The 12680-nt window shown below is 64.8% G+C and carries 13 protein-coding genes; 8 read left to right on the forward strand and 5 right to left on the reverse strand.

Features of this window, described 5'->3' with window-relative positions; all coding sequences use genetic code 11:
• Positions 1-15: 15 nt before the first annotated feature.
• Both ACIOVF_RS01955 and ACIOVF_RS01960 read right to left on the reverse strand, forming a co-directional pair.
• Positions 16-2376, reverse strand: a complete 2361-nt coding sequence (locus ACIOVF_RS01955; protein WP_401287048.1) for a DNA polymerase II — start codon at positions 2374-2376, stop codon at positions 16-18.
• Positions 2377-2442: 66 nt separating this feature from the next.
• Positions 2443-3651 carry an MFS transporter gene (locus tag ACIOVF_RS01960; RefSeq protein WP_401287051.1) on the reverse strand — a complete coding sequence of 403 codons (1209 nt, stop codon included), beginning with the start codon at positions 3649-3651 and terminating at the stop codon, positions 2443-2445.
• A gap of 113 nt (positions 3652-3764) precedes the next feature.
• Between ACIOVF_RS01960 and ACIOVF_RS01965 the strand changes: the two genes are divergently transcribed.
• Positions 3765-4670 (forward strand): LysR family transcriptional regulator, encoded by a 906-nt coding sequence (locus ACIOVF_RS01965; protein ID WP_401287053.1) that lies wholly within the window; start codon positions 3765-3767, stop codon positions 4668-4670.
• On the opposite strand, the gene ACIOVF_RS01970 is transcribed toward ACIOVF_RS01965, so the two are convergent.
• The gene (locus ACIOVF_RS01970) at positions 4667-5566 is read right to left on the reverse strand and encodes a LysR substrate-binding domain-containing protein (RefSeq protein WP_401287056.1); all 900 of its coding nucleotides are present in this window, start codon (positions 5564-5566) and stop codon (positions 4667-4669) included. The genes ACIOVF_RS01965 and ACIOVF_RS01970 overlap by 4 nt on opposite strands.
• Before the next feature lie 112 nt (positions 5567-5678).
• Here ACIOVF_RS01970 and ACIOVF_RS01975 point away from each other — a divergent pair, with 112 nt between their 5' ends.
• The 6 genes from ACIOVF_RS01975 to ACIOVF_RS02000 all read left to right on the forward strand — a co-directional run bounded on the left by ACIOVF_RS01975 (position 5679) and on the right by ACIOVF_RS02000 (position 9501).
• Entirely contained in the window at positions 5679-6296 is a 618-nt protein-coding gene (locus ACIOVF_RS01975) for a LysE family translocator (protein WP_045194123.1), read from the forward strand.
• 118 nt (positions 6297-6414) lie between these two features.
• Entirely contained in the window at positions 6415-7143 is a 729-nt protein-coding gene (locus tag ACIOVF_RS01980) for a sel1 repeat family protein (RefSeq protein WP_401287578.1), read from the forward strand.
• 104 nt (positions 7144-7247) lie between these two features.
• Positions 7248-7946: an AzlC family ABC transporter permease gene (locus tag ACIOVF_RS01985; protein ID WP_045195646.1), complete on the forward strand. Its 699-nt coding sequence runs from the start codon at positions 7248-7250 to the stop codon at positions 7944-7946.
• Entirely contained in the window at positions 7943-8266 is a 324-nt protein-coding gene (locus ACIOVF_RS01990; RefSeq protein ID WP_093381490.1) for an AzlD domain-containing protein, read from the forward strand. The genes ACIOVF_RS01985 and ACIOVF_RS01990 overlap by 4 nt, the downstream gene beginning before the upstream one ends.
• Positions 8263-9093, forward strand: a complete 831-nt coding sequence (locus ACIOVF_RS01995; RefSeq protein WP_401287061.1) for an AraC family ligand binding domain-containing protein — start codon at positions 8263-8265, stop codon at positions 9091-9093. The genes ACIOVF_RS01990 and ACIOVF_RS01995 overlap by 4 nt, the downstream gene beginning before the upstream one ends.
• Before the next feature lie 12 nt (positions 9094-9105).
• Positions 9106-9501 (forward strand): hypothetical protein, encoded by a 396-nt coding sequence (locus ACIOVF_RS02000; RefSeq protein WP_401287063.1) that lies wholly within the window; start codon positions 9106-9108, stop codon positions 9499-9501.
• A gap of 19 nt (positions 9502-9520) precedes the next feature.
• Here ACIOVF_RS02000 and ACIOVF_RS02005 read toward each other — a convergent pair whose 3' ends face one another.
• Positions 9521-10291: an AraC family transcriptional regulator gene (locus ACIOVF_RS02005; protein WP_401287066.1), complete on the reverse strand. Its 771-nt coding sequence runs from the start codon at positions 10289-10291 to the stop codon at positions 9521-9523.
• A gap of 100 nt (positions 10292-10391) precedes the next feature.
• Here ACIOVF_RS02005 and ACIOVF_RS02010 point away from each other — a divergent pair, with 100 nt between their 5' ends.
• Complete coding sequence (locus ACIOVF_RS02010) at positions 10392-11522, forward strand: Bcr/CflA family efflux MFS transporter (protein WP_401287069.1); 1131 nt, start codon at positions 10392-10394, stop codon at positions 11520-11522.
• 104 nt (positions 11523-11626) lie between these two features.
• Here ACIOVF_RS02010 and ACIOVF_RS02015 read toward each other — a convergent pair whose 3' ends face one another.
• Entirely contained in the window at positions 11627-12622 is a 996-nt protein-coding gene (locus ACIOVF_RS02015; protein ID WP_045194129.1) for a hypothetical protein, read from the reverse strand.
• Between the last annotated feature and the right edge of the window lie 58 nt (positions 12623-12680).

Consider the following 12680-nt stretch of genomic DNA (forward strand, 5'->3'; position numbering starts at 1 on the left):
TGCGTGCAGGTCCGGCTAGAACAAGCCCATCTGCCGATCGATCAGCGCCGTGAAGTCATCCTCCACGAACGGCAGGATCGCATCCGCCACCGGCTGCAATTGCCGGGTCAGGTAGTGGTCGTAATCGATCGCCGAATGCCGCGTCTCCAGCGGCTCCGGCCCCGCCACGGTTATCACGTAGCTGATCCAGCCGCCGTTCTGGTACTGCCGCGGCCGGCCTTGACGGTCATTGAAGTCATCGGCCATGCGCGCCGCCCGCACATGCGGCGGTACGTTGCGCTGGTAGTCAGCCAGCGGGCGGCGCAGGCGCTTGCGGTAGATCAACAGTTCATCCTGCTCACCGGCCAACGTCTTGCGCACATACTCACGCAGGTACTGCTGGTAAGGCTGGCGCTTGAAGATGCGCTCGTACAGCTCCTGCTGAAACTGCCGGGCCAGCGGCGACCAGTCGGTGCGCACGCTTTCCAGGCCCTTGTAGATCATCTCTTCAGTGCCCTGGCCGCGTTGCACCAGGCCGGCATAGCGTTTTTTGCTGCCTTCCTCGGCGCCGCGAATGGTCGGCATCAAAAAGCGCTTGTAGTGGGTTTCGTACTGCAGTTCCAGGGCACTGTCCAGACCATAGCTGTCGCGCAGGTGCTCACGCCACCACTGGTTGACCTGCTGCACCAGCTCGCGGCCGATCTGCGCCGCGTCCGCCTCGTCATGGGCACGCTTGAGCCAGACGAAGGTCGAGTCGGTGTCGCCATAAATCACCGTATAACCCTTGGCTTCGATCAACTCGCGGGTACGGCGCATGATCTCGTGGCCGCGCATTGTGATCGATGAAGCCAGGCGCGGGTCGAAGAAGCGGCAACCGCTGGAACCGAGTACGCCGTAGAAGGCGTTCATGATGATCTTCAGCGCCTGGGACAGCGGCGCATTGTGCTCGCGCTTGGCTGTCTCGCGGCCCTGCCAGACCCGCTCGACAATCGCCGGCAGGCAATGCCGGCTGCGGGAAAAACGCGCCCCGCGAAAGCCTGGCACCGAGGTCTCATCGCCCGGCTCGCGCAAGCCTTCAACCAGCCCCAGCGGGTCAATCAGAAACGTGCGGATGATCGACGGATACAGGCTCTTGTAGTCGAGCACCAGCACCGACTCGTACAAGCCCGGTCGCGAATCCATGACAAAACCGCCCGGGCTGGCCTCCTCCGGGCGCTCGCCCTGGTTGGGCGCGACGAAGCCCTGGCGGTGCATCAAGGGCATATACAAATGACAGAACGCCGCCACCGAACCGCCGCTGCGATCAGCCGGCAAACCGGTGACCGTGGCCCGTTCGAGGAGGAAGGTCAGCAGTTCGGTCCTGGCGAAGATCCGCGTCACCAGCTCGCAGTCCTTGAGGTTGTAGCGGGCCAGGGCCGGCTTGTCCTCGGCGAACATGCGGTTGATTTCATCCATGCGCTGGTACGGGGTGTCGATCGCCTTGCCTTCGCCGAGCAGGGTCTGGGCGACGTTCTCCAGGCTGAACGAGGGGAAGCTCCAGGTCGCCGAACGCAGCCCTTCGATACCGTCGATGATCAGCCGCCCGGCCGCCCCGGCAAAAAAATGCGCGCGGCTGCCGTGCTCGCGCCAGTCCATTGCCTCACCGCCACGGCCCAGGCGCAGCGGCACCTTGAGCTGGGTGGCGTGCTGCTGCAGTACGCGCAGGTCAAACTGCACCAGGTTCCAGCCGATGATCGCATCGGGGTCGTGCACGGCCAGCCAGTCGTTGAGGCGTTCGAGCAATTGAGCGCGGTTGTCGCAGTATTCGAGGTCGAAATCCACGCCTGCGGCGTCGCCATTGGCCGGGCCGAGCATGTACACCTGGCGCTGGCCACAGCCTTCGAGGGCAATCGAATACAGCTCGCCGCGTTCGGTGGTTTCGATGTCCAGCGACACCAGTTTGAGCGTGGGGCGGTAATCGGCGGCGGGCTTGAGCTGGGCGTCGATCAACACGCCGCTGGCATCCGCCGTGCCGCTGAAGCTGACCGGCGCGGTGATGAAGCGCTCCATCAGGTAGCGCTCCGGCGGGCGCACATCGGCTTCGTAGATTTGCACGCCGGCGGCGCGCAGGCGCTTTTCCAGCTGGATCAACTGGCGGTGCTGACGGCAGTACAAGCCCAGCACCGGCCGTTGTTCAAAATCGCGCAGGGCCAGCTCGCGCAACTCGACCTCGCGCTCGCCGCGCAACACCGCTTCGGCCTGGCGCCGCTGCTCGGCGGGGATGAACGCCACTGAAGTCTGCAGCGGCAGGCGCAAGCGCCGTGGGCCCTGGTCGGTGGCCAGCCAGAACTCGACAACAGTACCGGCCGGGGTATCGCGCCAATGCCGGGTCAGGACAAAGCCCTGCTGTAACTCCACCGCTGCAACCTCGAAAACACCTGTGTATGTGGCGATTCTACCCGTCTGCGCGGCGGCCTGGCGAACTTAGCTCGGCACCCGTGCGCCCGGGGCGAAACCGTGGCCATGGGCGCGACCGGCAATCAGCAGGGCCAGGGCGATCAGCGCCAGCAACACCCAGGGGAAACTGGCCACGCCCCACTGGCTGAGCAACACACCGCCAAGCAGGCCACCGGCGGCAATGGCCGAGTTCCATACCGTGACAATCATCGACTGGGCGACATCGGCGCCCTCCCCGGCGGCATCGGCGCTGGCGGTTTGCAGCAGGGTTGGCGCGCCGCCGTAGGTCAGGCCCCAGAGCGCGACACTGACATACACCAGCGGCGCCGACTGGCTGACAAAACCAAGCACCAGCGCCACCACGGCAAAACCGAACAAACTCAGCAGGACCATGTTGCGCAGGTGCTTGTCGATCAGCGCACCGACCACGCCGATGCCGGCCAGGGCGGCAATGCCGAAGGTCAGCAGGACCATGCCGGTGCTCGCCGCCAGGCCCACCGAGGCCAGGTACGGCACGATGTAGGTGTACAGCACGTTGTGCGCCAGCACCCAGGTGAGGATCACCAGCAGCACCGCCAGCACCCCGGGTGTGCGCAGCACCTGAGCGATACCGGGGCGTTGGCCGGGGGCATGGCCGTCGAAATCCGGCACCTTGCACAGCACCCAGGCCACCAGCACCAGGGTCGCGCCGGACACCAGGGCAAAGGTCATGCGCCAGCCCAGCAACTCGCCCAGCCAGGTGCCGGCCGGCACCCCCAGCGACAAGGCCACTGGCGCACCAATCATCGCCACCGCCATGGCCCGGCCTTGCTGCTCGGGGCTGACCATGCGCCGTGCATGCCCGGCAATCACGCCCCAGGCCAGGCCCGCGGCAACACCGGTCATGAAGCGCGCGACCAGGGTCAGCCAGTACGAGCTCGACAACGCCGTCACCGTGTTGAACAGCAAGAAGCCGATAATCGCCAGCAACAGCACCGGCCGCCGGCGCCAACCCTGGGTCAGGGTCACCAGCGGGATGGCGGTCAAAAGCGAGCCCAGGGCATAGACGCTGACCATCTGCCCGGCCATCGCCTCACTGACCTGCATGCCGCTGGAGATCTGCCCAAGCAGGCCGGCCGGCAAGGTTTCGCTGAGGATGGCGATAAAGCCGGTCATGGCCAGGGCCAGCAGGCCGCTGACCGGCAAGGGCTGCTCCAGTGCGGCCGGCCCATCGGCGCTGCAGCTGATGTGGGTCATGGTGAAACTCCTGTAGGAAAGATGGGCGAACCTTAAGCCTGCAGGCACTGCGGAAAAAGCCGGGTACAATTCCGCTCATAACGGACACAGGTGTCCGCAATCGGGAAATGCAGATGGATAGCCTCAGCGGTTTCGTGGTGTTCGTGCGGGTGGCAGAAACCGGCAGTTTTGTCGGCGCTGCGCAGTCGCTGGGGGTCAGCGCCTCGGCCATTGGCAAGCGCGTGGCGCGCCTGGAGCGTCGCCTGGGCGTACGCCTGTTTCACCGCAGCACGCGCAGCATCACCCTCACCGCCGAGGGCAGTCAGTTTCTGGAGCGCAGCCGGCGCATCCTTGCCGAGATCGAGGCCACCGAGCTTGAGCTGTCCCAGGCCAGTGAAGTGCCGCGCGGGCGTTTGCGCATCAGCCTGCCGCAAGTCACTGCGCTGGTGATGCCGGCCTTGAGCGAGTTCATGGCGCAGTATCCGGAGATCGAGCTGGACCTGGATTTCGACGACCGCATGGTCGATATCATCGGCGAAGGTTTTGACGTGGTAATGCGCGGCGGCACGCCCAGCGACTCACGCCTGAGCGCGCGCTTTCTTGGCCATTTTCACCATGTACTGGTGGCCTCGCCGGCGTACCTGGCGCGCAATGGCAGCCCCGCGCACCCCGCCGAGCTGGCCCGCCACACCTGCCTGCACTACCGCTTCCCGAGCACCGGCAAGCTCGAACAGTGGCCGCTGCGTCAGGAGCCCGCCGGCCACGCCTATGAGATCCCGGTGTCGATGGTCTGCAACCACGTCGACACGCGCATCTGCTTTGCCATGTGCGATCGCGGCATCACCTGCATTCCCGACTTCACCGTGCGCCAGCAGTTGCAGCGCGGCGACCTGGTGACCGTGCTCGATGACTACATGGAGCGCCGCGGCAGCTTCTACCTGCTGTGGCCCTCGGGGCGGCAAGTGCCGCCACGGCTGCGGGTGTTCATCGACTTCATGAGCACGCGGCTGCTGCCCGATGCTGGCGCGCCGCAGTATTAGTCATATAAATAATCAAAGCCCTGGGCAGGCAATTGTGGCACCTGCTGCACCAGGAACGCCCCCAGTTGTTGCACCTGGCGGGCCTTGGGGCTGGCCTGCAGCCAGGCCAGGTAATAGCCCTCACCGGTGGCCACCGCCTGCGCAAACGGCGTGACCAGGCGCCCGGCGGCGAGCTCGGCGCTGGCCAGCAATAGGTCGACCACGGCCACACCCAGGCCTTGCTGAGCCGCCGAGATGCCCTGGTCAAGGGTGTCGAACAGCTGGCCGCGCTCAAGGCTGATGGCTGCAGCCCCGGTGCGCTGCAACCAGCGCCGCCAGTCGCGCCGGTCGGGAGATGGGTGCAGCAGCTCGCAATGGGCCAGGTCTGCCGGGTAACCGGGCTGGCACACCGGTACCAGCCATTCGTCAAACAGCTTGAGGCTGGCGATGCCGGCGCCGAAATGTCCGTCGCTCAACAGGATCGCGCAGTCGTAGGGCTCGCTGTAAAAATCCACCGTATCGATGTCCATCCACACGCTGCTCAGTTGCACCTGAGCGTGTTCCTCACAGTGCTTGAACAGCGCCAACTGGCCAAGCAACCAGCGCACGGTCAGGGTCGAGGGCGCCTTCAGGCGCAGTTGCTGGCGGTCCTGTCTGAGCAGGCCGCAGGCGTTTTCGATGATCTTGAAGCCGACTTTCAGCTCCTGGGCCAGCAGCCGCCCCGCTTCGGTCAGCACCACTTTCGGCCCGCGACGCTCGAACAGGGCGCAGTCGAACAGGCCTTCGAGGGTTTTGATGTGATGGCTGATGGCGCCCTGGGTCAGGGCCAGTTCTTCGCCAGCGCGGGTGAACGAACCGTAGCGCGCGGCCACCTCGAACGCTCTGAGCGCCTGCAATGCGGGAATGCGTTCGGTCATGGCCGCCTCTAGCATGAGTCAAACTAATAGAAGGCCACAGTAACAGGCGTTTTACAACCGGACCGGGCCTGCCGAGAATTGCGCTCCCGCCAAACGCCCTCGAGACCCGCCCGTGAACAGTGCCCTGCTTGCTACCTACGCCCTGACCGTTGTGCTGCTGATCGCCAGCCCCGGCCCGGTGGTGGCGCTGGTGGTCAACACCACCGCTCGCGCCGGGCGCAAACAGGCACTGCTGACCGCCCTGGGCACCAACGGCGCGTCACTGGTGCTGATCGCCCTGGCGGCGCTGCTGATCTTCAGCAGCGCCGCGATCAACCCGCTGCTGCTTAGCGCCTTGAGCGTGTTTGGCTGCCTGTTCATCGGCTTTCTGGGCCTCGGCGCGCTGGCCGAACTGCGCCGGCCCGCGCACGCCGCAGCGCCGCATGCGGTGCGCCAGGGCGGGCTATGGCAGGGGTTTGCCATTGGCCTGTCGAACCCCAAGGACATCCTGTTTTTCGTCGCCTTCTTCCCGCAGTTCATTCAGGTCACCGAGCAGTTCAGCCACAGCCTGATGCTGTTGGCGCTGGTCTGGCTGGTGCTCGACCTGGGCATTCTGGGCCTGTACATCCTGGTCATCGGCCGCCTGGCCGAGCGCCTCGACCGGCGCCTGATCAGCGCCATCAGCGCCGTGGTACTGCTGGCCATCGCCGCCGTCGGGCTGGCCTACAACATCCGGCAACTGTTGCCCTGACGGGCTACGCTTTCGGGCGCGGGCCCGGAGCGGTTAGAATGGCGCGCTATCACCCAGGCCAGCCACACTATGGACAGTCGGATTGAACCCTGAACAGCGCAGTCGTCTCCAAGCCAACATGCATACCCGCCCGGTCCCGAATTCCAGAGGCACTTCCTTGATCCGCTCGCCCCTTTTGCACGGCCTGCTCGCCGTCGTGCTGCCGACTTCGGTACTGGCTGCCGGCGTACAGATCGACCCGCATGCCGACCTGCTGTACCGCCAGGCCGTGAGTTTGCTGGAACAGGCCGACAACCAGAGCGCCAGCTTCACGCTCAAGACCAGCACCACCGACCAGGATCTTGCCCAGCAAGGCCAGGCCCTGGGCCGCACCCTGGCGCCTGCGGTGAGCCTGTTGAAAAAAGCCGTGGAGCTTGACCACCCGGCTGCCCAGTATCGCCTGGCGCTCTACTACATCACCTACCTGCCGGCAGCACAGATTTCCGCTGCCGCCTGCCCGCTGCTCGAAGCCAGCATGGGCCAGGGCTTTGCCCCGGCGGCCCTGGGCATCGAGAACTGGTGCCCCAACTACAGCCGTAGCGAATACCGCAACGCGCTCGAAAGCGTGCCGAACCTGGCCAGCCTGTACGCCCCCTACTACCCGCAACCGGCCGTGCGCCTGTTGTGCCATCGCGAGCAACCGCAGGGCCTGGCCATGCAGTGGGGCCGCCAGCGCGACTACCAGGCCGAGGTCTACCGCCTGCTGGCCAGCACCGACCCGGCGCAGAGCAAGGCCTACTGGCAAAAAGCGGTGGACATCAATGGCTGCATCGCCGCGCAGCGCCGCCTGGCCAGCAACCACTACTGAGCGCCAAGCCCTCTGCCGCGCCGCTGACAGCAAGATCGTTCAAGTCAGCGGCGCCCGCCTCTGGCATGCTGTACAACCTTGTTCATTGGTTGTTGCTGCCGTCCATGTCCAGTCCGCCGTTCGCCCGCCAGGCCTTCATCCGTGGCGCCATCGCCATCCTGCCGTTGTCCCTCGCCGTCGCTCCCTGGGGGCTGCTGGCCGGTTCCATGGCCATCGAAGCCAACCTCAGCCCCTGGGAAGGCCAGGGCCTGTCGGCGATCGTCTTTGCCGGTGCCGCGCAACTGGTGGCAATCGGCATGCTCAAGGGCGGCGCCAACCTGTTCTCGATCCTGCTGACCACCCTGTTGCTGACTTCCCAGCATCTACTCTACGGGCTGTCGATGCGCCCGGTGCTGTCGGGCCTGCCGACCCGCTGGCGGCTGGGCCTGGGCTTTTTGCTCACTGACGAGTTCTTCGCCCTCACCAGCCAGTACGACCAACAGCAGTTCAATCGCTGGTATGCCCTGGGGGTCGGCCTGACGTTCTACATTGCCTGGAACCTGTTCACCCTGGCCGGGATCATCCTCGGCCAGAACATTCCGCACCTCGACCAGCTAGGCCTGGATTTTTCCATCGTCGCCACCTTCGTCGCCCTGATCGCGCCGCTGGTGCGCAACCTGCCCACCGTGGTGTGCGTGGCGGTGTCGCTGTTCTGCTCGGTGCTGTTCAGCGCCTGGCACTGGGACATCGGCCTGGTGGCCGCCGGGTTGCTGGGCATGAGCGCCGGCTTTGTCTGCCAGAAATTCAGTGGAGCACGCGCATGATCTTCGCCCTGATTATCGGCATGGGCCTGCTGGTGTTCCTCAACCGCTATGCCTTTCTCGAGCCGCGCCTGCCCCTGCGCCTGAGCTCCAACGCCCGGCAGTTCCTCGGCTTTGCCGTGCCGGGCATGCTCACCGCCATTTGCGGGCCGATTGTGTTCTTGCCCGGGCACCAGCTCGACCTGAGCCTGAGCAACCCTTACCTGGTCGGTTCGGTAGTGGCGGTGGTGCTGGTGCTGTTGACCCGCAGCACCTTGATCAGCATGCTGCTGAGCATGGCCTTCTTTTTTGTCTTTCGTTGGTGGTTGAACGGCAGCCCATGAACCCTGCACACAAGGAACAGACCCGCTTCTGGCAAGCCTCGGCGCTCGGTGATACCGAGATGCTGCACGCGCGTTATTTTCAGCAGCGCTTCGCTCCCCATGTGCACGAAGGCTACGTGATCACCATCATCGAGTCCGGTGCCCAGCGTTTCTGGCACCGCGGCAGCGAACACCTGGCGCCGGTGGGCAGCATGGTGCTGATCAACCCCGACGAGCTGCACACCGGTGCCAAGGCCAGCGAAGATGGCTGGCGCTATCGCGGTTTTTACCCCGACAGCGAGCGCATCACCGGCGTGCTCGACGAGCTGGAGCTCAAGCGCGACGGCCTGCCGCGCTTTGACGCCAGCGTGCTGCACGACCCGCAACTGGCCAAGGCCTTCAGCTGGCTGCACTGCTCGGCCGAACACGGCGCCAGTGCCCTGGAACAACAAACCGCCTGGCGCGAAGCGGTGCTGTTGCTGGTGCAACGCCATGCCCGTGCCGGCACCGCGTCCGCGCCCGGCAACGAACCCTGCGCCGTGGCCCGGGCCAAGGAACTGATGGACAGCCGCCTGGCCTACCCGCCATCGCTGGAAGAACTGGCCACGGCAGTCAACCTCTCGCCCTTCCACTTTGCCCGGGTGTTCCGCCAGGCCACCGGCCTGCCGCCCCATGCCTGGCTCAAGCAACGGCGTCTGAGCCGCGCCCGCGAACTGCTGAAAAACGACTGCCTGCCGTTCAACGTCGCCTTCGCCCTGGGCTTTTCCGACCAGAGCCATTTGAACCGGCAGTTCAAGCAAGCCTATGGCGTAACGCCGGGCGAGTACCGCCGCGCCTGCATTCATTGACGGACCAACCCCATGCCCTACCCGCTTGCCTACCGCTGGTTCATTCACAAAGGCCTGACCGATTGGGAGCCGTGGTATTTCTGCGATACCCCGGCGTCACTGCAACAAGGCCCGGACCTGAACAAAAACGCCTTCGCCGCCCGGGCCTTCGCCAAGGAGACCGGTGCGGACTTCGAGGTCTACCTGTTCGCCCGCCGCCAGGACCGCGAAGACTTTGCCTTCTTCGTGGTACGCGACGGGGTGATCGAAGACAAGGTAATCACCGCGCACCTGTCGTTCGCCGACAAGCTGGAGCTACGCTCGCGCCTGAGCTATGAACAGGTGACCCGCAGTTTCAGTGAGTGGGTGGCCGAGGTGGCACTGGCCGATGCCGTGGAGTGGATGAGCGAGGACGACCTGCAAGATTGAGCCTGGGCTGCTCTTCTGCTCAGCGGCAATACGCCCGCGGCGTGCTGCCGGTCATGCTTTTGAAGAAGGCGATAAACGCACTGTCGCTGGCAAAGCCCAGCTCCAGCGCCACCTGGGTCAGCGGCTGATGGATCGCCAACTGCTCCACCGCCCGCACCAGCCGCCACTGCTGGCGCCATTGCTGGTAGGACATGCCAGTGTCGCGGCGAATCAAGCGACCGATGGTTTTCTCGCTGGCGCCCACCGTGCGGGCCAGCTCTTGCAGCGGCGGCGGCAACTGCTCAAGGTTCTCGACCAGGCGTGCCAGGCGCCGGTCCCTGGGCAGCGGCAAGCGCATCGGCTGCTGCCCGGCAGCCTGCAGTTCGGCGATGCACAGGCCGGCCAGGTGCGCGGCGGCGCCTTGGCTCCAGTCGGTTTCGAACGGCGCCTGGGCGATGCGTTCGAGCAGCTCGCGCAGCAGCGGGTTGACGTCGAGGATCACCACTTCATCCGACAAACGCGGCCAGTGGCGGGTGTCCAGGTACACCGAGCGATAGTCCACGGTCGCCCGCATTCGCGCCCGATGGGCTACGCCGGCGGGAATCCAGGCCGCGCGGGTCGGCGGCAGCAGGCAGAGCAGGTCCGGCGCCTGGGCATCGATGCGCACACAGCCCTGGCGGGTGAACAGCACCTGTCCCATACGGTGCTGATGGACGCCGGAATCGTGCTCGCCCAGGGCCGAGCAGATGCCGACGATGGGCGCATCGACGTGCTCGGGGTTGAAGAGGGCGGTAGGTTCCAGCCAGGCCATGCAGGTTGTCCGATTTTCACTATTTCTAGACCAGACCGCGACAATACACCCATCGCCCGCCGCCTACCATGAGCGCCCTTTTACCCACGGGACCCTGCTCATGACCCAACGCACCTGGTTGCCCCTGGCCACGGCCCTGCTGATGTTCCCGCAGATCGGCGAAACCCTCTACAGCCCCGCCCTGGTGGATATCGGCCAGGGCTTTGGGGTAACGCCTGCACAGGCGGGGCAAACCCTGTCGCTGTATTTCGCCGCCTTTGCCGTCGGCGTGCTGGTCTGGGGCCGCCTGTGCGACCTCTGGGGCCGGCGCCCGGCGTTGCTCACAGGCTTGCTGCTGTACGGCCTTGCTTCGCTGGCGGCCCTGTTGGTCACCACTTTCGCCGGCCTGCTTGGCGCGCGCATCGTCGCCGCGTTCGCCGCAGCGGTCGGTTCGGTGGTGACGCAAACCGCGCTACGCGATGCATATAGCGGTGCGCAACTGGCGCGGGTGTTTTCCCTGATCGGCATGTTCCTGGCCATCAGCCCGGCGATTGGCGTACTCAGCGGCTCGCTGCTGACCCAGGCCTTGGGTTACCGTGGCGTGCTCGCCGCGCAGTTGCTGATGGCCCTGGCGTTATGGCTGTGGAGTTGGCAACTGATGCCGGAAACCCGCCCGCAAACGCCCCACCACGCCAGTGTGATCGGCACCTTGCGGCGCATGCTCGGTGATCGCCGGGTGCTGCTGGCGACGCTGCTGGTGGCGTTGTTCAACATCGGCGTGTTCAGTTGGTACAGCCTGGCACCGTTCATTTTCCAGCGTTTGCAGTTGCACAGCCTGTTTGGCTACAGCGGCGTACTGCTGGCGCTGGGCTCGCTGCTCGGCGCGCGCCTCAATGCGCGATTGCTGGCACGGGGTGTCAGCCAGGCAACCCTGCTCAACCTGGCATGCGCGGTGAACCTGCTGGCGGCGCTGGCGATCCTGCTGCTGGGCGAGCACTGGCTGATCGCGGTGGCCATGGCCTTCATGCTCGGCGCCTTCGCCATGGCGATTGCGCTGCTGCTGGGTTCGGCGCTGATCGAGTATGGCGATTGCCGGGGGACGGCGGGGGCGTTGTTCGGGTTGTTGTATTACGCGTTGATTGGCGCGGGCTTGAGCCTGGCGAGTGAGTGGCAGGCATTGGGGGTTAGCCTGATGTTGTGTGCAGCGCTTGCCAGTGTTGCGGCGCGGGTTTATGGCCGACGGCGCTTATGAGTGCATCGTGTTGCCCATTGAACTGAAGCCAAAGCATCCCAAGAACCCGATCATCAACTTGCCGCACCCAGGCGGCAAGTTGATGGGGGTAGCGTGCTGACCTGTCAGGGGCTGACGGGATCAAGCGTGAACTGTTGCATTGGCGTGCCGTTCCAGCGGTCCAGCCAGGACATTCCCAGGTCGTCGAGAAAAGCGGTCAAGGCTTTATCAGCCGCGCCCGGGCCCTGAGGAAAGAGGCCCTTTCGCCGACTGTTGTACGTCCAATGTTGGAAGGCCTGTGCCTTTGAAGTGCGCGGGCGGGCCCAAACAGCGGCTCGGCCAACCTCTATATTTTCCCCCTCCAGCAGCAATGCCCCGCCCTTGCTGTCGGCCACTGCGGAAATCATTTCGTTATCTGCAGTGTGGCGCCATTGCTGCGCTGGATCGGTAGCGTTGCAAGTAACCAGGCCGACACGGCGAGTCGCGAGCGATTGCGAAGCATCAAGCTCCCCTACGGCCAGGCAGTGGCCATTACTCTGTTTGATTTGCACCCACGGAGCGACGGGCTGTTGAATCGGTGCAATCGTAAAGTTCTGCGTCACACGGCCACTGACCCAAGGGTCCAGCCAAGCGCCACCCGCGCCAAACACGGTCAACGCAAGCCCTGCGTGGCTAGGGTTTTGCGTCGTCAGTCTGTTTCGCTGGGCGTCATGCTCCCAGCGGTACTGGGGCCTCATTGTCGAAGGTCGTGAACGCGCCGAAACGGACGATCTGCCACCGACTATATCCATCCCGTACAGCATCAATCGCTCGCCATTCGGGTCGGTGATCTCGGAAAGCAGTTCCTTGTCTTCGTTGTATTGCCATTGCTGTGCGGGGTCCCGGTCATTGCACATGGCCAGCTCAACAACACGGAAATAATAGGGCGCCTCTGAACCGCGCGTCCCCACCGCTAGGCAGTAATTGTCTATTCGCTTGATCTGTACCAAGGTTGCGAGCGACTTTTCAGGGGGCTGGGCAACAGGCGTTGGTGGGTGCTCGGCACACCCTGCCAATAGTGCTAAAGCGATTGCCACTATCGGGATCTGGAATACGATTGCATTGAATAATCTGAGGCTCATGACATTCTCCGACGACGCTGTCAGCAGGATAAGTTCGATCTACGGCACGCATTTCCAA

Origin of the sequence: Pseudomonas sp. NPDC087612, assembly GCF_044743505.1 — a bacterium.
GTDB lineage: Bacteria > Pseudomonadota > Gammaproteobacteria > Pseudomonadales > Pseudomonadaceae > Aquipseudomonas.